Raw genomic sequence first — 19,244 nt, forward strand, 5'->3', positions numbered from 1 at the left:
TGTCGATCAAATATATCTTTAAAGTTTATGAATGCCCTCCAATTCCATATTGCAAAATACAGGTTTCATATAATTATATTACTCCTGTTTATTTTCCCTGTTACCCTATCCAGTCAGGCATGGAAATATGTAAAGGAACAGGATGGGGTGAAAATATATTCCCGTCAGGAATCAGGGAAAAATCTGAAATCCTTCAAAGGTGTGACGGAGTTCAGGGAATCTTCAGATAAAATTATGGCTTTTCTCGTGGATGTTAATAAGAAAGATTGGTGGGATAAAAACCTCAGTCAGATCAAAATCCTTTATCACGAAAAGAATAAACGGACGCAATATTATCTCGTTTATAAATTGCCATGGCCTTTCAGGAACCGGGATCTTTGCGTTGAATCTACCGTGGTTCTGAACCCATCTACCGGAGTAAGTATAATCATTTCCGTCCCACTTACCGGAGTCGTTCCCCCTCAAAAGAACTTAACCCGGATAAAAGATTACCGCCAGCAATGGACGATTATACCATCCGGCACAAACACCTCACAAATAGAACTTGAGTTTTATGTAGATCCGGCAGAAAGTCTCCCAGACTGGCTTTTAAATATGATCTTAACCGATTCACCTATCAAATCCATCAAAAGTCTCAGACAGGGATTGGAAAAACAGGCGCTCACAAGTACCGTTAAACCTTAAGCGAACAACCGACATTTGCGTAAAAACACATTCACAGTTCAAACATATCTGTAGGGAACAATGGTTCCCGTCAACCGGATAAATTATTAAAGCAATAGATTCCCCTTCTACCCACAAGAGCCATACGTCACATATATACCTGATATACGTCACATTACCACCCACAGATAGTTCACTTCAACGTTTCATTTTACTATTAACCACATTTCTGCCTCATTCTGGCACGCTATTTATTACTGGTTTCATCAATAACACTGAGTAGCGACACCCGTCGTTATTCATATTGATGAATATCATAAGTAAAATCCTATGCGTGTGCTGATATCCAACCGTTCCATAGTTCCCGTTTGCCTGGTGGTGTTGCTGATTGTAGCAACGTTATCGTTGTGCCTGGGACGCTATCCAGTATCGCTGAAGGATTTATCTGCTTTTATTTTCCAGACCGGGACATTTGACGAAAACCTGAAAATCATCCTGCTCAATATCCGCATACCCCGGATACTGGGAGCCATTGCGCTGGGTGGTTCGCTGGCATTGGCGGGAGCATCCTATCAGGGAATGTTTCGTAATCCGATGGTAAGCCCCGATATACTGGGTGTTTCGTCAGGAGCGGGATTCGGCGCGGCTTTGGGCATCCTGCTCGCGATGCCGGCTGTGGGTATCCAGCTGTTTTCCTTTATGGGTGGGATGTCGGCGGTATTGATTGCAATGGCAGTGAGCAGGCTCATTGGCAATAAACACGAACCGATACTGATACTGGTACTCTCGGGCATCATTATCTCCTCTTTTTTCGGAGCGATGCTTTCCCTGATAAAATATGTGGCTGACCCCGACAATAAACTCCCTGCCATCACCTACTGGCTGATGGGCAGTCTTTCAGGCATCCAACTCAACGACATCAAGACCGTATTTCCGATCCTCACACTGGGCATTGTCCCTTTGCTGCTTATCAGTTGGCGGGTCAATGTACTCTCTTTCGGTGAAGATGAAGCCCGGTCACTCGGGATAAATACCGGCAGGCTCAGGATGCTGATTATCGTTTGCTCCTCGCTGATTTCGGCCAGCATGATTTCGATTTGCGGGATTGTGGGATGGGTCGGACTCATCATCCCCCATTTGGCACGGATGATAGCTGGGCCGGATTACCGGGTCTTATTGCCGGTTTCGTTTCTGACCGGAGGGATATTTATGCTGGTGGTGGATACTATTTCAAGGTCGCTCACTCCCATTGAGATACCGATTGGAATACTGACATCAGTGCTTGGCGCTCCATTTTTCATCTATTTCCTGAAAAAATCATCACACAAAAACTGGTAGTGCTTATGAAGACGAATCACTCCAATATGGGAACGCCGGGGCGCATGGAATTTTCCCAAACGCATTTCGGTTACGATGGACAACCGGTGCTGAAGGATATCAGCTTCAGCGTGTCGTGTGGCGAAATCATTTGCATTCTCGGGCCGAACGGTGTGGGCAAAACGACCCTGTTTAAGACCATCCTGGGATTTATTCCTCCTATCAGCGGGGAAATCCGGCTCAACGGGAAAAACATCGCTGACTTTTCGCCCAATGAATTTGCCAAAATGGTGGCTTATGTACCGCAGAACCATACGATACCCTTTCCCTATAAAGTGAAAGATGTCGTATTGTTTGGCCGGACTGTACACTTGGGCATGTTCCAGACACCGGGCCGAAAGGACAGGCGCATTGCCCTGGAGGCGATGGAGCTGCTGGATATCCGGCATCTGGCAGACCGGTCGTTTTCCGAATTGAGCGGTGGCGAGCGACAGATGGTGCTTTTCGCACGGGCACTGGCACAGGAGGCGCGATTCATCATACTTGATGAGCCGACTTCCAACCTCGACTATGGAAACCAAGTGCGGGTGATTCGCAAAGTTAACGAACTGAAGAAGCAGTCCGTGGGTATCCTGATGGCCACCCATTCGCCCGACCACGCCTTTATGGTGGCGTCGAAAGTCATTCTGATCAACAACGGAAGGCTATATAAATCGGGCGTACCCGACAGTACCCTCACACCGGAAAATCTGAAGAAGATATACGGCATCGAGGTTTCCGTTATGGAGACCTGCGATTCCGGAAAGGTGTGTGTGCCTCTTATTCACAACTAATAAAACCAGGAAATTATGAAACTTATCACCGTTTCCGGACCACCGTCATCAGGGAAAACCTCCGTGCTGCTCAATGCCGTAAAAGCATTGCAGGCGGAAGGTAAAAAGGTGGGCGTGGTCAAGTTTGACTGCCTCTATACCGACGATGACAAACTCTATGAAGCCCTCGGCATCCCCGTTCGGGTGGGACTTTCGGGTAACCTTTGTCCCGACCACTACTTTGTGAGCAACATCGACGACTGCATTGAATGGGGCAAAGACCTCAACCTCGACTTCCTGCTTTCGGAGAGTGCCGGACTGTGCAACCGCTGTTCGCCCCACGCCAAAAACGTGCAGGCCGTCTGCGTCATCGACAACCTAATGGGCATCAACACCCCCAAGAAGATCGGTCCGATGCTGAAATTTGCCGACATCATCGTCATCACCAAAGGCGATATCGTGTCACAGGCCGAGCGAGAGGTATTTGCCTTCAAAGTGCGCCAGTCCAATGCCAAAGCCAAAATCATGTATGTCAATGGCATCACGGGACAGGGTGCATACGAACTAACGACGCTATTTCATTCGGCTCAAAACACCCATACCCTCAATGGAGGCTCCCTGCGTTTCTCCATGCCTGCCGCGCTTTGCTCCTATTGCCTGGGAGAGACTAAAATCGGCAAGGATTACCAGATGGGAAATGTCAGGAAGATCAAGATTTAATGCAATAACGACTTCCGTTACCTGGAGGACGGTCAGCTAAACTTAGAGGATGACTGGCGAAACCTAGAGGACTATCAGCGAAACCTAGAGGACGATCAGCGAAAGCTAGAGGACGACCAGCGAAACCTAGAGGACGATCAGCGAAACCTAGAGGACGACCAGCGAAACCTAGAGGACGATCAGCGAAACCTAGAGAACGGTCAGCGAAACCTAGAGGATGACTAGCGAAACCTAGAGGACGGTCAGCGAAACCTAGAGGACGGTCAGCGAAACCTAGAGAACGACCAGCGAAACCTAGAGAGTCATCAGCGAAACCCATTTATTCAATCATTCATTCCCTCAACCCCTCAATCCCTACCCTATGGAACTATTAGAAAAGGAAATTGGGCTTATATCCGAAGAAACGCCATACGTTGCTGAATTCTTCAGGACATATCGGATCACTCCGGCAAATCCTAAAATCAGTCTGGGCGAATACCTCAACACACAGGATGACGAATATTTTGAAGACATCGGGATGGACAAGGAGCAGTTAATTGACAATCTGGCCGGCTTTATCGAAATGGGCCAGGAGAAAGAGGAAAGCAAAGTCAACTCCATCACTATCATTGGTGGTCACGACAAAAGCGGAAATGCCGAAGAGCTGACCCTCACACTCGATAACGGCACCATCACCAGCATTGTCGGGCCGACAGGTTCAGGCAAAAGCCGCCTGCTGGCCGACATCGAGTGGATGGCACAGGGTGATACCCCTACCTCCCGCAAGATTCTGGTCAACGGTTCAGTCCCTGACCCTGAACTACGCTTTTCCCTGGAACACAAACTGGTGGCACAGCTATCACAAAATATGAACTTCGTGATTGATACCACCGTCGAGGAGTTTATCACCATGCATGCCGAGAGCCGCATGATCCTGAACCCTACAGAGATTGTGGCAGAAATCATTCGCCAGGCGAACCTGTTGGCGGGAGAATCCTTTACCGGTGAAACACCTGTCACGGCACTGTCCGGCGGACAATCCCGCGCGCTGATGATTGCCGACACCGCGTTTCTGAGCAGCTCTCCGGTAGTGTTGATCGATGAAATTGAGAACGCTGGAATCGACCGTAAAAAGGCGCTCAGTCTTTTAGTCAAAAAAGAAAAGATCGTGCTGATGGCCACCCACGACCCCATTTTGGCATTGATGGCCGGACAACGACTCGTCATCAAAAACGGGGGTATTCACAAAATTATTCCGACATCGACTGCCGAAAAAGCTAATCTTTCTGCACTGGAAGAGCTCGATAATAAAATACTGGCCTTACGTAATAGTTTGCGAAATGGAGAAGTGATTGAAGGAGAATTCTGATCCACCTCCACCTTGATTCAATAGTATAAGTTAATCCCGAAGTTTGTCTCCATACAGACTTCGGGATTTATTTTTCTCCTGCCTGATATATAAATTCGTGTCAGACAGAGCCATTAATCGTTATACATTCTTGTAGATTTCGTCCACCAACCCTGACCTCGATGTAGGACACTGACTCCACACTAAAACCGCTATTGACTGATATACTACGATTTACATTTATGGCACGATATTTATATTAGTAAAAGCAGAATAGCGAATCACCGCACCTACCGTTATTCATCTTTATGAATAATAAAGTATTCACTTTTTAAAGACCACATAGTAAAATGACTCAGACACGACTAAATAAATATTTCATTTTCCTGCTGTGTACTGCGGGTTTGGCATTTGAATCCGGATGCAAAAAAGTACTGGACGAAAACTCCTTCTTCACCGACCAGATACCTTCGACTGGAATCCTGGAAACCAAACCACAGAACTATCCCGCCGGATTCGGGGTGGACTTCGAAAGCGACTCCATCGTGTCGCTCGACGAATACCCCAACTTCAAATACGACCTGAAGATGCTGGCGTGGCGCATACAGGACCCGGTAACCAGTTCTTATGGCGGTCGTCCAGTGGTATTTCTCTGGGGAGACGAATCTACACCGACCAAGGCGATCGCGCTCAATGTCTCTGAATTTGCCGGGATTGGATTGGGGGCTGAGGGTTTCGCTGAGTTTAATTATGTGACCAAGCTGATGCAGGATAGCGTAAAGGCCGATAAGGTATTTTCCATAAATCCAAACGACTCGACAGCCTATCCCTGGAAAGACGGATTTATCCAGATGAGTGAAGCGCTACTGCTGGGAGCCTATCAGGTACTGGTCATTGGCGACAAAGTGGTTCGCCTTCCTGAAAGCCAATCCCCGGTGTGGCTCATCCGCACCTCTGATGGAAATTACTTCAAGTGGCAACACATCGAGCGTCAGGGCGGCGGCCACGTCCCCATCCGATGGTATCGCTTTAAACCGTATGAGATGGACTAACAATAATAATACAATAGGTTTCACACAATTAAATTTTAAGGTTATGAGAAAAAGAATTATTACACTCAGTTTGCTTTCTGCTATTAGCTTTGGTTCCATCATCAAAGCGAGCGAATCGGTATCCATCCTTTGCTCAAAGGACAACACCATTATCCAATCGGCAACCGGTTCATTAAGTAACGCTCTTTATTCAATCACCGCAGGAAGAACCAATCAGGATGCAGGAGCGGCAGTTACAAGTATCCGTCGGGCATTGGTCTATTTTGACGTTGCCAATCATGTTCCGGTCAATGCGACCATTGACAGTGTACGTTTAAGTATGTACTTCAGCCGGACTTCCGGTGTGGGGACTAACGTTGATTTGCATCGCGTTTTAAAAGACTGGGGCGAAGGGACATCCATGCAGGGTGGTGGTCAAGGTGCAACGGCCACGCAAAACGACGTGACCTGGCTCTATACCTTTAACAATGTGGCCTCTCCTACCAGCAGTCCGGCTTGGACAACTCCGGGTGGGGATTTCGACCCGACAGTTAGTGCAACTATCTATGCGGGAACAGGCTTAACAAGCACCGGAGCTGATGCCTATGGACTGAAATACTTTGTCTCAACCACGATGACATCAGAAGTACAAAACTGGTTAAATACACCATCATCAAACTTCGGATGGGTTTTACAAGGGGATGAAACAAAAGCTCAGACTGCCAAACAATTCCTCTCCCGCGAAACAGGTGATGCGACAACCAGCCCGCTTTTAAAGGTCTATTATACTGTATCCGGTGGAATTCCAATGGGAATAAATTCCGGATTAGCAGTAAAATTCACAACCTATCCTAACCCTGCGTCAGACTATGTTACCGTAAGTTTTACTAAAGCTTCTTCGGAAAAAGTATTTATCTACAACACCTGCGGTACTCTGGTTAAAACAGTTCAGGCAAATAACGAAGAAAAACTGAACATCGAATTGACAGATATGAAACCAGGCATCTATCTCATCAAAGCCGGAAGCTATACTTCGAAACTCATGGTGAAATAATTTCTTTTGTTCATCATTGCCGCCTGACATTCGATGACGGCTCAAATTTGCAACTATGATTAAGCGGGTTAAATACATCATTCCTTTTCTTTTTCCACTCTTCTCACTTCAGGTATCTGCTCTCCCGGCAGATACGCTGAAAGTGAAGAGCGTGACCAAAAACAAAGAAGTCAGGCTTCAGGAAGTCAGCGTCAACGGCTTCAGACAAGAGAAGCTGAAAGCTAAAAATGCGGTGATTCTCACCCCTAAAGATATTTCGGCAGTCGCTTCAGAGAATTTCATCAACGTGGTGGACCAATTACCGGGCATTGTAAAGGTAAACGAAACGACCTTTCCTCTCCTGATCCGGGGCATGTACGGCAGCCGCATCCATGTGGAGAAAAACGGGATGGTGAAGACCGGCATCGACCAATCGGGGTATAAACTCGAAGATATCAACCCGAACGATGTGTCGGATGTACAACTTCTGCACGGAGCACGTAGCATTGCGTACGGTAACGGAAGTGTCGGCGGTGTTTTGCTGATTAATGAAAAGCTGTCGTTTAAGAAAAAGGGATTTAACGGAAATGCAAAACTCGCTTACGGGAGCAATAACAACGAACAGACGGCTGATACCCGCTTCTGTTATGCGAACTCATCAAACGTCTTCACCGTGGGTGGTCGATATACTTTAGCCGATAACTTCCATTATCCCGACCAGGTGGAGGCCCTGAATTCAGCGTACTCCTATAAAAACCTCTCCACTAAGCTGGCCCATAAATTTAAAGGTCAAAGTATCATCGAATGGGACAACAACTATTACAGCGGACAGCGGGAAAAGCCGTTGGGATTTCAAAACAACCCGTATGACTACCGCACCTTTTTTGACCGGTACAATATCGAATCATCGCTCAAGTTTCGCACCACTATCGCTAACGGCACGTCTGTCAATACCAACCTTTGGTACAACGGGCTCAATACTGACCAACGCCAGGACCAGGTGAATGCGGGAACCAAACTGCTTGCTATCCGTGAGATGATTTATTCCTTCAAGCAAGCGGGAGGATTTAAGGTAAATGCTTCCAAGAAAATCGCCCGCTATTGGGTAGGTGAAGCCGGTGCCGATGCGTACACAGACTACCTGTGTCAGGATCACGGTACGGATGATATTAAGCACAATACGTCGAGCCTTTACAAATATTATTCTGAGCAACAACAAACCATTGGCGGCATTTACGGCATTGCCGAATACGAGAAGGAGAAACATCAAATCGGGTTAAGTCTGCGCGGTGATTACGGCAACCTGAAGAAAGACAGCATCCACTCCAAATCGTACTACAATGTGACCGGAGGCATTGACTGGAGCTATAAATTCCGCCCGTGGCTGCAAAACGACCTGAGCCTGAGCCGCCACTTCCGTTTCCCAATTCCGATGGAGGCTATCGGTGTTTTCTACGGAGGGCGAGGAACTTTTGTCGGGAATCCTGATATTGAACCGGAGACCTGTTACAACATCGAGTGGGTGGTAAAAGGCGAACTCAAACACCTCATGTACACGCTCAACGGCTGGGCATCGTTTTTCCACAACCGCATTTCGGAATATGAGCTGTTTACCAACAAATACACCTATATCAATATCGCCAAAGCGCGTCTTTATGGCTTCGACGGTTCGTTGACTGCATTTACCGGAGATAAAAAAAGAGCAGGGAAAGCCGAGCTGACCATCAATGCAACTTACGCTTATGGCGATGATGTGACCAACGACGGTTATCTGGGCAAAGGCTCTCCACTCGAAGGTATTCCTCCGGGACGAATCCGCAACAAGTTGCAATATTACAAAAGCTGGAAAAATGTGGAGCCGTCGGTGTTTATCATCTTCAGCTACATCGCCTCGTACGACCGCCTGCCCGAATATTCTGTCACCAAAACCTGGGGACAGAATGCCCGGAACGCCTATCCACTTTGGGATGCAGGATTGAATATTCATTTACCCAAAGCGTTGAATGGTACCACTTTCAGTCTTTTAGTCAACAATATGCTGGATACAAGCTACCTGCCTTATGGCGGTTACCTGAGAGGCATCGGACGAAATTTCAAAACAACCGTCAATGTGCGGTTTTAAGAAGCCCCCTTCCGGCCTCCCCCCAAAGGGGAGGAGTAACGATAACATCAACAATATCAGGTTAAAATGCAAAAAACAATGGAAGCAAACAGCTCAACAATTACAGTAAACACCCCTCTCCGGAAACTCCTGGAATCCTATAAAGGAGCTTACCGGGTGCTGCTTTGTGCCGGAATTAAACTTTCTCCGCTCACGATAAGTTACAATGAAACGTTGGGGAAATACCTGACAGAAAACAACCGGGAAGAGATACTTTCCGACCTCAATCACATCGTCCGCCGTGAACATCAGGATTTCGACCAGCTGGAAAATATCCGGCACGAGTTGATTCAACCCGGTAAAGTGAACATGGCCGGTTTTGCTGACTTTACCTGGCACGAGGCTTTTATTGAGGAAATGGAAAAATTCGCCAATACAGAGAAAATCCCTCTCAACCATCAGTTTTTCCAGAAGAATAATAAGAAAGCGTTCCAGTTTTACCTTGCCCAATGCGAGAATCCGGACGAACTACCGGATATACTGGTAGGTAAAGGATTCAGTTCGCTCATGACCCGCCGCTTTGTGGACAGGTTCGTAAAACCGGGATATTTCGATACACCGTTGAAAGTAAATGTACATGAGCTTTGGAACAATTCAGGGCTTTACGATACGACAGAACAATACCACGCTTTCGGTGCTGAGGAACTGGTGATTCTCCACGACAAATCGAAGGAGGAAAATCTACCAATACCAACCCGCTGGAGCGACCTGCTTAGTCCGGTATATGCCGATGCCGTAACGCAAATGGGGAAACCCCAGCGCGACCATTTCGGGTCCAATATGCTCTTCTACCTGCACCAGAAATACGGTGAACAGGGTATCCGTAATTATGCCCGCTCGGTGAAGTTTAAATGGCATTTCTCCAAAATCATCAAAGACATCGGAAAGAATCATCCCGAGTCATCGCCTTTCAATGTGGTGCAGCGATACACCACCCTCTTTGTCCGCAGTAATGCAGATGTGGAGGTGCTTTCTCCCAAAGACGGCAATCCGGTCAGTACCTTCTTCCTGTTGGTCAAAAAAGGGAGTAACGAGCAGGTTTTGAAAATCGCCCGGCATTTCTTTTCCAAAGAGATTGCCGGATTTCTGGAAAATGCGGGTGCCATATCAGCGCATCCCGATTCGGAAACTGCGGCTAATGCCAATATTCGCTGGCTCGGCTGGGAGACGATTAAAAACTCATCCCTCCCCTACCAGAAAGATTATTTCAGCGAAATTGCCTTCGAAGTATTTGAAAATAAGGATTGACGACTTCCAACCGACTTCCAAACCTCCAAGGTTTTCAAAACCTTGGAGGTTTAGAATCCAAATCAACGAATTATGAAAACAATGCTATCCCTCCTCCTGCTGCTCGCATCGCAGCTGATATTTGCCCAAACCCGAGTAATCACCGACATGGCTGGTCGAAAAGTAACGATACCAGTGAAAATCAACCGTATCCTTCCCCACGATGAAAAGACCTGCCTGATGCTTTTCCCCTGCTCAAGCGGAAAACTCATCAGCCGTGGCCTCAATCCTGACAATACGGACATGAAGTACATCCACGAAAGTTACCGCAAGCTTCCCATTACCGACATCAAAAATCCGGAAGCTGTGATGAGTGCAGCCCCTGATATTATTATCGCTGGCTGCTTCGTTCCCGAAGATTATTCCCGTTATGAAAAGCTCAGCAAACAAACCAATATTCCATTGGTAATCATCGACCTGAACATATTGAAAATGGATAATTCTTACCGTTTTCTCGGTTCTCTGTTAGGAGAAAATAAGGAAACCAAAGCCTGTGCCGATTTCCTCGACAACTTCTATAAAGAACTATCTCAGTTACAAAAAACAAATGCTAAAAACAATGCCTCCGCTTACCTTGCAGTAGGTAGCGATGGGCTGATGACTGCACCCAGCGGAAGTAAGCACGCCCAACTCTTTGACTTGTTAGGCATCCGCAATGCTGCCGAAACGGAAATCGAAGCCCGTGGTTATGCGACCGTTTCATTGGAACAGATCATGCTGTGGAAACCCGATTACATCTTCACGGTGGACAAAGGCGGTGACGATCCTTACACCGAAATATACGCTTCCCCGCTGTGGAAGAAGATTCCTGCTGTACAGAAAAAACATGTCTTCCACATTCCGGAAGAGCCATACAACTGGTTTGGCAATCCGCCCTCCATCAACCGCATACCGGGACTGATTCTGCTTTCGGAGTTTTTTTACCGGCAATCACAAAAGAAAGCGCATGAGCAGATCAAAGCTTTCTACCGCCTTTTTTACAAATATCCATTGAGCGAGACAGAGTTGGCAAGGCTTTTGCAGTCTAAAAAGTGAACCCGCATACCAATATGCGTCTCACATCAACTCTTACGAATATGGAAGAATACATCGAAAAGGTAACCCTCATCAAGTTGAGTTGTTTTGAAGAGAAAACATTCTATATTTTTCAAAATGCAGCCGGTGAATTCCGAACCCTTGAAACAGACAAATTTGAGAATGACGCCCTACAACCGGGCGATGTCCTTCAGGCCCGTATGCGAAAGAAAGGGTGTGCAGGCCGGGAAATAACAGAGTTAATCCTTTCCTGACAGATCCGGAAACGGATATCGATGAAGTTATTTTCGCTTTTGCAAATTATTAACAACCATCGACCAGACTCATTTTTCTCTGAATTAAACTGTCAAACCCACTCATAGCCGGTATTGCTTTTCAGATATTTATGTGAACCAATCTCCGACAGACTATTTCACTCAATAAAATGAATAACGCCATTTTACTACCAAAAAGTCGTCATTCATCTGTTTTTACAACAAACCTGTCGTGATTATTTGCGTTATATTTGACAAAACAACTTATTTGTCAAACAATATCAAAACAAACAATTATGGAACTTAGCGCAAGAAACAAAATCAAAGGAACCATCGAAGAAATCGTATTAGGTGCTGTCATGGCCAAAGTAAAAGTAAACATTGGTGGCGGTAACACCGTCAGCTCTCTCATCTCGGTAGAAAGCGTGGATGACCTGAAGCTAAAAGTAGGTGATGAAGTGTATGCTATCGTGAAATCTACGGAAGTAATGATTGGCAAATAATAGTTCTTTCTTTCCAAAAGAAAACCCGGCAGTGATTTCTGACCGGGTTTTTCTATTTATATATGTCTCTGTAGAACTCGTTTTTAGAAAAAAGAAAAGGTTGTCATCACGACAACCTCAACCCTTTATTAACCTTAAATCTAATACCATGAAAAACACAGTACAAAGATAGTTGCTTGTGTTATACAACATGTAATGTCAGCATATTTTATCCACCAATAATACATCATTTAACTCAAATACGCCATATAACGAATCTGTTACATACATATTCACTCTACAATGGCTATCACATACCCCTATAATCTGTTTTTGAATAACTTCTGGTTACGATCATTTTCTATTGAACCGATCAGAAATAAATAATGGATTTCAACAAACAGAATAATCTCAAACGACGTTTCATTAGTAGTCTGCCGGACTCAGACTCAGTCGTTGAGCTCTATTTCAAATTCCATTCCAGGGGATGTTTCGATCTTATTTACAGGAACATCTGCGATTATCTTTTGTATTTGTTATTAACCTGTTCTTATCCCTGAATGTATGAAAACCACCAACACCGCCATTGCTCTCGTATGCATGCTTTTATTAGCGCCTGTCATGCGGGGGGCAGACAAAAAGGTTTGCTTTACCATTGATGATCTCCCTGTGAGCGTGCAAAATGACACTACCCTACTCTTTGAGCTACAGGTAACAACCTCCCTGATTAAGACCTTTACACAGTACCACATACCTGCTATTGGCTTCGTCAATGAATCGGACCTTTACAATGACAAGATGAAACCCGATCAAAAACAGGTTGATCTGCTCAGAGCATGGATGAACGCCAGACTGGAGTTGGGCAATCATACCTATTCTCACCCGGATTACAACCAGACTAACTATAGGGCGTTTACAGATGACATACTGGAGGGAGAGAAGATTATCCGGCCGTTAATGGCTCAATACCACAAAAAGCTACGCTATTTCCGGCATCCGTTTTTGAGTATCGGCGAAACGAAAGCGAAAGCAGACTCGCTGACCCGGTTCCTGACCAGTAAGAAATACATCGTTGCACCGGTTACTGTCCACAATGATGACTGGAAATTCAACGATGCGTACGATAGTGCTATGGTGCAAAAAGACACGGCATTAATGCGTAAAATCGGGACATGTTACCTCGAATATACACAGGAACAACTGGATTACAGTGAAAAGCTCTCTCAATTACTATTTGGAAGAAGTATAAACCAGGTCATGCTGCTGCATGCCAATGCCATAAACCGAGACTATATTGACCGGATTGCACAAATATTCCGGGACAAAGGCTACCAGTTTATTTCACTGAAAGAGGCTATAAAAGATAAAGCGTATAAAACGGAGATTACTTATTACAATGAGTACAATCCGGCATGGTTGCTCCGGTGGGCTGCTTCTTCCGGGTTAAAAAGAGAACAATATGAGAATTGGCCATTGACGCCGGAATTTATCCTAAAGCTGGCGCATCTTCCTCTTTTCTACAAATAGTTTTTTTGCCAACCAACCTTATAGGATAAGAAACCTATAGAAAAAAGAAAAGGTTGTCATCACGACAACCTCAACCCTTTATTAACCTTAAATCTAATACCATGAAAAACACATTGCAAAGATAGTGTTTTTATGCTACAAAACATACATTAAAAACACAAAGCCATACCATATTAACTTTAATTCAATCACCCGAACTACAACTGCATCAGAATTCACACTTCAAAACAATACAACAGTCCAGTTATATCAAAAAAAAGCGTCGGTTTACCTTATATAAACCGACGCACACCATCATAAAAAAACCAAATAAGGGGTTGAATAACTATCTCTATATATCTGAATCTGATGGAATAAATACCTTAAATCTTCTAATAAACCCACCTATTTTAATAGCGACAAAATTATCTACTCCTTATCTCTTGGATTTCGCCCAAAATGTATTATTTTTATCCGATCGCGACAAAAAACAATAAGCTATGCTAAGCGGAATAATTCTAAGAAACGTCATTTTCTCCCTGGAGTCGAAAGGGTACAACTTTGTTGACTTATTGGAGGAGATTTCCATTTCCCCGGAGGAACTGTACAAACCAGACCTGGTGCTTACCCCCTATCAGATGGGCGTATTTTCAGAGAAAACAGTAAGACGGCTTGAAGATATCCGTATCGGCCTGCGTATAGGTTATGAATCGCCCTATTCAGCGCTGGGTGTACTGGGACAGCTTTATCAAAACTGTGACACGTATGCCGCTGTACTGAATAATATGATAAAATACATCAACCTGATTGATTCTCTGAACGATTATTCCTATGAAATAAGGAAGGACGGCATCTACCATATCAAGAGAACTAATTTGTCATGGATTGAAAATTTCCCGATAGCCGCCCGACAGTCTGCGGAATTATATATCAGTATATCGCTCCGTAGTCGTAGGGAGATTCTGGGTAGAGAGGTCAGACCATTAAAGATATTTACTCCATACCCTAAAGAGGGTAAAGTTGATTTATTGGAAGAGTACTTTCAGTGCCCGGTAGTGTTTAATGCAGAGTACACCTGCTTTGTACTCCCTCTTGAGGTGCTGACCTGGAAAGTGCCAACCGCTAATCCCGCTGCTCTGCAATTGTATCAGAACTATATCCAGCAGATAAAAAGCAGCCGGAATATCTGGTCAGAAAACACCAAACAACACATCGGCTATCAGTTGAGAAACACAACGCCATCATTAACCCTGATCTCTTCGCTGATGAACCTTTCGGCCCGGAGCCTGCAACGTTATCTGAAGAGTGAGGGGACAACCTTCCAGGTGTTACTGGACCAGGTCAGACACGAGTCTGCCCGTCATCTGCTGTCACATACTAAACTGTCCATCAGTGAGGTATCTGAAATGCTGGGATTTGACGTGCAGAACTCATTCAATCGCTTCTTGCAGAAAAAAGAGGGAAAGACTCCGCTGGAACTGAGGAGAGAGTTGACTCTAGGAATAGAAACCTGACAGAGGGAATTTCAACTATATGGATATTTGAAATATTTCTTCGGTCCACAAATTCAACGGGAATGGGTTTTGTACAAAAGATAAGGTGCGGGGGACCTGCGATCAGCGGCTTCATGCCGCTTGACGCGTAACTAGTTTTACCTTAGTAAATACGACATCAAGTCAATCCATCTACTTAGATCATTTTATAGTAAAGGAAAAACGCTGCTATTTTTCCCAAAAGTTATTTTTTATTGCCCCCCGATATCCCTTGAGGAATATAGATACGGTGTTTCTAACAAACCTAACAGGTCTCAAAGACCTGTTAGGTTAATACCACCCACACTCCACAGCCTTAGCCACCAGTTCGGCAGAATTACGCACACCCGCCTTCCTGATCAGATTAGTAAGGTGCTTCTTCGCGGTAGTGATGCTGATAAAAAGATCCTGCGCCACCTCCTTTATCTCCATTTTTCTTTCACATTAGCCAGCCCCTGAGAACTACACCATTCACACATTATCCTCATCGTTACAGGTATGATTTAGGGTTGAAAAATACTACCATGGTAGAATTGACTTGAGGCAAGGCAATGACTAACTTTGATATTGGGAAAACTTAGCCTAATGCGACCCAGGTTCAAGATAAGAATCTCCCCTGGAAGAAAGTTCGTTATAGGTTGAAATTAATAGGAGAATGAACCATGAAAACAATAATCGTATGTATTGTAATGAGCTTATTTACATGGACTGCAATACATGCTCAAACCGACTCCGAAAAACGATTGAAAGCCGATATTCAGTTTTTATCAGACGATCTGCTTAAAGGCAGAGCTACCCCGGGTGAAGAACTCGATATTGCAGCCCTCTACCTCGCAAACCAACTCGAAGCCTATGGCTGGAAGCCGGCTAACGCAGGCTCTTATCTGCAAAATGTTCCGGTTGTGACTTTTGATCCGTTTAAGAGTAAATATAAGGTCGTGCTAAATGGATATGAATTAAAACCCGAAGAATATGTTCTTATACCCCAAGGTCTGAAACTGGATAACACAACCGAAAGTCATGATCTTGTTTTTCTCGGCCAGGGCATTTTTGATCCGGAAAAGAACATCGACGATTTTCAAAATATTAATCTTGAAGGGAAAGCCGGAATTGCATTCTTCGGAGCACCCTGGACTATGAATCCACATGAAATGCACGGATGCGATCATCTAATTGGCAAAGCTGTACAAGTTGGAGTTCGCAAAGGATCATTACTTGTATATGTTACGGATGAATTTGAAAATCCTGCCCGCAATAATATCAACCTGGAGATTCCAATGGTAAAGACATTCCATCTGTTACCAAAAACAAGGCTTGCTGACAGCAACAATAAAGCTATGGAATATTCAGCTTTCCTCATTATCTCTAAATCTACTTTTGACAGGACTTTAGCCGGAATTACCGGAAAGAATTACGACCAATGGCAAAAGAGACTTTACGAAAAAAAACGGATAAAATCATTTCCCCTTAAATCAAAGATTGATATCACGATTAATGCTCCTAAGATTTACGGAACAGGACACAATGTGGTTGCTATCCGGGAAAGCAAAGATCCGCAATATGGGCATGAATGGATTGTATTGACTGCACATTATGACCATTTGGGGATAAAAAGAAATGCCGAAGGTAAAGACAGCATTTATAATGGAGCCGATGACAATGCATCCGGAACTGTTGCGGTAATGGAAATCGCGCGCAAGTTATCTGAAACGCCTAATCTTCGCAGGAGTATCATGGTGATCTTTTGTTATGGGGAAGAAAGTGGACTGCTTGGCTCAGCATATTTCACTTTCCGCCCGTTGATTCCAATGGATAAAATCGTTCTGGATATTAATCTCGATATGGTTGGCCGGTATGCTGATCATATCGAATGTATAAATAATGGTTGCGAAGAGTTGTACCAACAAGCAAAGAAACTGGAAGGACGATTTGATTTAAAAGTTTTGCCTGAGCAAAATCCGCATCTTAGATTAGCCTATTTTACAGACAGTTATAGTTTTTCCAGATACGAAATCCCATTTATCGAATTCACAACAGGATTTCATCCCGATTACCACCAACCCTCCGATGAAACCCGACTGATTAACTACAACGCGTTAGATAAAATCTCAAAACTGATCTACGACTTTACGGTTTATTACGCCAACAGTGCCGAAAAACCAGTATTCAAACGTCCGGCATGGTTCCTGACTTCGGGACATTGACAAACAAGCATCACTAAATTAGTTCAATCAACTAACTCATCTGCCTTATGAAACGAATTATTCTATTCACATTTATTCTTTCCATGGCCACTGTTTTGACGGCTCAGCATTTTCCTGACAGTCAAAAAGACGGAAAGTATTACACGGTAAACGGAGCTAAACTCTGGACAGTAAGTTTTGGCAAGGGAAAGTCTTTATTTATTATTGCCGGAGGACCGGGTTATGCTCATTTCGGGTTGAGAACACTCGATTCTTTATCGCTTGACAACACGCTTGTCTATTATGATGCATTCGGTAGAGGGAAGTCGGATACGGCTCAAAATCTCAGCGAATACACACTGAAAAGAGATATTGATGATCTGGAAGGACTACGCAAAGCTATGGGTTTTAAGAAAATCAATATTCTGGGGCATTCTTATGGTTCCGTTGTTGCACAGGGATATGCACTGCGTTATCCAGAAAATGTAAATCATCTGATACTTATTTCACCATTACATAGCAACGCGATGTGGCAGGAAAATAATGACAATTGCAACCGGGAGATTAAAATTAATTACCCCGAAGTGTGGGACACTTTGATGATCATCCGTAAACAGGGGTATAAATCTACTTCGCCCCTTTACCAGCGATTATGTGAACGCATTCCATTAGGATTCTTATATGCTTATAACCCCGAAAACTTAAATATTTTAGCTCAGCTAAAATATCCCAACCGATTGAATCCCAGAATATACTATCAAATGACAGGTGAAGATGGAGATTTTACGGTTGGAAGCGATATCGGTCGTTTTGACTATAGGAACGAATTGAAAAACCTGAAAATGCCGGTACTTATCATCGCTGGTAGGTTTGATCGTGTATCCGTCCCCTGGATGATGGTGCAATACAAGGAATATTGCCCACAGGCGCAACTGGTCATGTTTGAAAAAAGCGGACACTTCCCGTTCCTGGAAGAATACGACAAAACAATGGCCGTAATCCGGGCTTTTCTGAAGAAGTAGGCGGCACTGTTTATTGGATCAATTGCCTCCAACTTTAGTTGGAGGATTATTGATTTGATTTAGAATAATGGCTTTAGCCGAATGATACTCCTTCAGCGTTAACTCAGGAAGAAATATTGAAAAGGCTTAATAATATAACCTCTGGAAAAGCAGCAAAATGGATTAAAGTTATTGAAGGAAAATCTGAACAGAGTAAGTAACCTAAAAAATCAAACCATTATGAAAAAGACAATTCTATTCATTTTAATTCTGGTGGGACTATTGACAGCCTTCCAACAGATAAATCAGAAGGATGACTCTGATAAATTAAAATCAGTATTAATGGACTACCTTAATGCTCTTAAGAACAAAGACATCAAAAAGATGAATGCTTTGACGACAACCGACTTCGTTATTTTTGAGGACGGCAAAGTCTTAAACAATGACAGTTTGATCAACTTTTTCAACAGCTTTCCAAAGATCCATGCCGAATATAAATTAGACAACTTCAAGATTAATGTTGATAATAACTCCGGCTATATGAGATACTTTAATCACGGAGAATTCACAATCAACGATACGACACATTTGATATTTAACTGGCTGGAAAGTGCTACGTTTAAGAAGGTCAACAACAAATGGAAACTCAATTTTTTGCACTCCACCGTAAGGAAAAGATAGCATAGGCGATAGTACTCTGCCATTTTATCAACCAAACAGGCAATATAACTCAAATATGTAATCAATATTGCCTGTTTCTCGATTTTACTAATTTTTCAGACCGTCCTTAGAGGATCCCTGGAGTATCCCTAGAGGATCAGTTTACGTAAATGGGCTGATTTTCAAAATCTGAAAGTAGCAAAATGTCAAAAGGGGATATTCACATAAAGCTACTTTTTT

General features: G+C 44.1%; 18 protein-coding genes. 17 read left to right on the forward strand and 1 reads right to left on the reverse strand.

Translation table 11 applies throughout. The annotated features are described in order from the left end of the window. The first annotated feature begins 27 nt into the window (after positions 1-27). From MLE17_RS02785 to MLE17_RS02850, 14 genes are all read left to right on the forward strand, one after another. A complete protein-coding gene (locus MLE17_RS02785; RefSeq protein WP_243346830.1) occupies positions 28-684 on the forward strand; it encodes an START domain-containing protein in 657 nt (218 codons plus the stop codon). 309 nt (positions 685-993) lie between these two features. Then, positions 994-2,001 (forward strand): FecCD family ABC transporter permease, encoded by a 1,008-nt coding sequence (locus tag MLE17_RS02790; protein ID WP_243346831.1) that lies wholly within the window; start codon positions 994-996, stop codon positions 1,999-2,001. A gap of 5 nt (positions 2,002-2,006) precedes the next feature. Then, positions 2,007-2,813, forward strand: coding sequence for an ABC transporter ATP-binding protein (locus tag MLE17_RS02795; protein ID WP_243346832.1), 807 nt, complete (start codon positions 2,007-2,009; stop codon positions 2,811-2,813). Between the two features lie 15 nt (positions 2,814-2,828). Beyond that, positions 2,829-3,512 (forward strand): GTP-binding protein, encoded by a 684-nt coding sequence (locus MLE17_RS02800; protein WP_243346833.1) that lies wholly within the window; start codon positions 2,829-2,831, stop codon positions 3,510-3,512. A gap of 361 nt (positions 3,513-3,873) precedes the next feature. Further along, entirely contained in the window at positions 3,874-4,860 is a 987-nt protein-coding gene (locus MLE17_RS02805) for an ATP-binding cassette domain-containing protein (RefSeq protein WP_243346834.1), read from the forward strand. Between the two features lie 329 nt (positions 4,861-5,189). After that, positions 5,190-5,891 carry a hypothetical protein gene (locus MLE17_RS02810; RefSeq protein ID WP_243346835.1) on the forward strand — a complete coding sequence of 234 codons (702 nt, stop codon included), beginning with the start codon at positions 5,190-5,192 and terminating at the stop codon, positions 5,889-5,891. A 43-nt stretch (positions 5,892-5,934) separates the two neighbouring features. After that, entirely contained in the window at positions 5,935-6,924 is a 990-nt protein-coding gene (locus tag MLE17_RS02815; RefSeq protein WP_243346839.1) for a DNRLRE domain-containing protein, read from the forward strand. Positions 6,925-6,979: 55 nt separating this feature from the next. After that, the gene (locus MLE17_RS02820) at positions 6,980-9,025 is read left to right on the forward strand and encodes a TonB-dependent receptor (protein ID WP_243346841.1); all 2,046 of its coding nucleotides are present in this window, start codon (positions 6,980-6,982) and stop codon (positions 9,023-9,025) included. Positions 9,026-9,103: 78 nt separating this feature from the next. After that, positions 9,104-10,312, forward strand: a complete 1,209-nt coding sequence (locus MLE17_RS02825) for an ABC transporter substrate-binding protein (protein ID WP_243346844.1) — start codon at positions 9,104-9,106, stop codon at positions 10,310-10,312. Positions 10,313-10,384: 72 nt separating this feature from the next. Next, positions 10,385-11,386 (forward strand): ABC transporter substrate-binding protein, encoded by a 1,002-nt coding sequence (locus MLE17_RS02830; protein WP_243346846.1) that lies wholly within the window; start codon positions 10,385-10,387, stop codon positions 11,384-11,386. Between the two features lie 41 nt (positions 11,387-11,427). Beyond that, complete coding sequence (locus MLE17_RS02835) at positions 11,428-11,640, forward strand: hypothetical protein (RefSeq protein ID WP_243346848.1); 213 nt, start codon at positions 11,428-11,430, stop codon at positions 11,638-11,640. A 296-nt stretch (positions 11,641-11,936) separates the two neighbouring features. Then, complete coding sequence (locus MLE17_RS02840) at positions 11,937-12,143, forward strand: molybdopterin-binding protein (protein ID WP_243346851.1); 207 nt, start codon at positions 11,937-11,939, stop codon at positions 12,141-12,143. A 543-nt stretch (positions 12,144-12,686) separates the two neighbouring features. Next, a complete protein-coding gene (locus tag MLE17_RS02845) occupies positions 12,687-13,649 on the forward strand; it encodes a polysaccharide deacetylase family protein (protein WP_243346852.1) in 963 nt (320 codons plus the stop codon). A gap of 479 nt (positions 13,650-14,128) precedes the next feature. Beyond that, positions 14,129-15,142 (forward strand): AraC family transcriptional regulator, encoded by a 1,014-nt coding sequence (locus tag MLE17_RS02850; RefSeq protein ID WP_243346854.1) that lies wholly within the window; start codon positions 14,129-14,131, stop codon positions 15,140-15,142. Positions 15,143-15,451: 309 nt separating this feature from the next. Here the strand turns inward: MLE17_RS02850 and MLE17_RS02855 are convergent, their stop codons facing one another. Continuing rightward, entirely contained in the window at positions 15,452-15,592 is a 141-nt protein-coding gene (locus MLE17_RS02855; protein WP_243346856.1) for a response regulator transcription factor, read from the reverse strand. A gap of 230 nt (positions 15,593-15,822) precedes the next feature. Here MLE17_RS02855 and MLE17_RS02860 point away from each other — a divergent pair, with 230 nt between their 5' ends. The 3 genes from MLE17_RS02860 to MLE17_RS02870 all read left to right on the forward strand — a co-directional run bounded on the left by MLE17_RS02860 (position 15,823) and on the right by MLE17_RS02870 (position 19,025). After that, positions 15,823-17,364 carry a M28 family peptidase gene (locus MLE17_RS02860; RefSeq protein ID WP_243346858.1) on the forward strand — a complete coding sequence of 514 codons (1,542 nt, stop codon included), beginning with the start codon at positions 15,823-15,825 and terminating at the stop codon, positions 17,362-17,364. Positions 17,365-17,411: 47 nt separating this feature from the next. Continuing rightward, positions 17,412-18,365, forward strand: a complete 954-nt coding sequence (locus tag MLE17_RS02865; RefSeq protein WP_243346860.1) for an alpha/beta fold hydrolase — start codon at positions 17,412-17,414, stop codon at positions 18,363-18,365. A gap of 219 nt (positions 18,366-18,584) precedes the next feature. Then, positions 18,585-19,025 carry a nuclear transport factor 2 family protein gene (locus MLE17_RS02870; RefSeq protein WP_243346862.1) on the forward strand — a complete coding sequence of 147 codons (441 nt, stop codon included), beginning with the start codon at positions 18,585-18,587 and terminating at the stop codon, positions 19,023-19,025. The last annotated feature ends 219 nt before the right edge of the window (positions 19,026-19,244 follow it).

Origin of the sequence: Parabacteroides sp. FAFU027 (assembly GCF_022808675.1) — a bacterium.
GTDB lineage: Bacteria > Bacteroidota > Bacteroidia > Bacteroidales > UBA7332 > CAXXIC01.

Excerpts from the sequence above, each read along its gene's own strand:
- MLE17_RS02785 (WP_243346830.1), top strand. The coding sequence starts at position 28 with ATGAATGCCCTCCAATTCCATATTGCAAAATACAGGTTTCATATAATT.
- MLE17_RS02790 (WP_243346831.1), top strand. The coding sequence starts at position 994 with ATGCGTGTGCTGATATCCAACCGTTCCATAGTTCCCGTTTGCCTGGTG.
- MLE17_RS02795 (WP_243346832.1), top strand. The coding sequence starts at position 2,007 with ATGAAGACGAATCACTCCAATATGGGAACGCCGGGGCGCATGGAATTT.
- MLE17_RS02800 (WP_243346833.1), top strand. The coding sequence starts at position 2,829 with ATGAAACTTATCACCGTTTCCGGACCACCGTCATCAGGGAAAACCTCC.
- MLE17_RS02805 (WP_243346834.1), top strand. The coding sequence starts at position 3,874 with ATGGAACTATTAGAAAAGGAAATTGGGCTTATATCCGAAGAAACGCCA.
- MLE17_RS02810 (WP_243346835.1), top strand. The coding sequence starts at position 5,190 with ATGACTCAGACACGACTAAATAAATATTTCATTTTCCTGCTGTGTACT.
- MLE17_RS02815 (WP_243346839.1), top strand. The coding sequence starts at position 5,935 with ATGAGAAAAAGAATTATTACACTCAGTTTGCTTTCTGCTATTAGCTTT.
- MLE17_RS02820 (WP_243346841.1), top strand. The coding sequence starts at position 6,980 with ATGATTAAGCGGGTTAAATACATCATTCCTTTTCTTTTTCCACTCTTC.
- MLE17_RS02825 (WP_243346844.1), top strand. The coding sequence starts at position 9,104 with ATGGAAGCAAACAGCTCAACAATTACAGTAAACACCCCTCTCCGGAAA.
- MLE17_RS02830 (WP_243346846.1), top strand. The coding sequence starts at position 10,385 with ATGAAAACAATGCTATCCCTCCTCCTGCTGCTCGCATCGCAGCTGATA.
- MLE17_RS02835 (WP_243346848.1), top strand. The coding sequence starts at position 11,428 with ATGGAAGAATACATCGAAAAGGTAACCCTCATCAAGTTGAGTTGTTTT.
- MLE17_RS02840 (WP_243346851.1), top strand. The coding sequence starts at position 11,937 with ATGGAACTTAGCGCAAGAAACAAAATCAAAGGAACCATCGAAGAAATC.
- MLE17_RS02845 (WP_243346852.1), top strand. The coding sequence starts at position 12,687 with ATGAAAACCACCAACACCGCCATTGCTCTCGTATGCATGCTTTTATTA.
- MLE17_RS02850 (WP_243346854.1), top strand. The coding sequence starts at position 14,129 with ATGCTAAGCGGAATAATTCTAAGAAACGTCATTTTCTCCCTGGAGTCG.
- MLE17_RS02855 (WP_243346856.1), bottom strand. The coding sequence starts at position 15,592 with ATGGAGATAAAGGAGGTGGCGCAGGATCTTTTTATCAGCATCACTACC.
- MLE17_RS02860 (WP_243346858.1), top strand. The coding sequence starts at position 15,823 with ATGAAAACAATAATCGTATGTATTGTAATGAGCTTATTTACATGGACT.
- MLE17_RS02865 (WP_243346860.1), top strand. The coding sequence starts at position 17,412 with ATGAAACGAATTATTCTATTCACATTTATTCTTTCCATGGCCACTGTT.
- MLE17_RS02870 (WP_243346862.1), top strand. The coding sequence starts at position 18,585 with ATGAAAAAGACAATTCTATTCATTTTAATTCTGGTGGGACTATTGACA.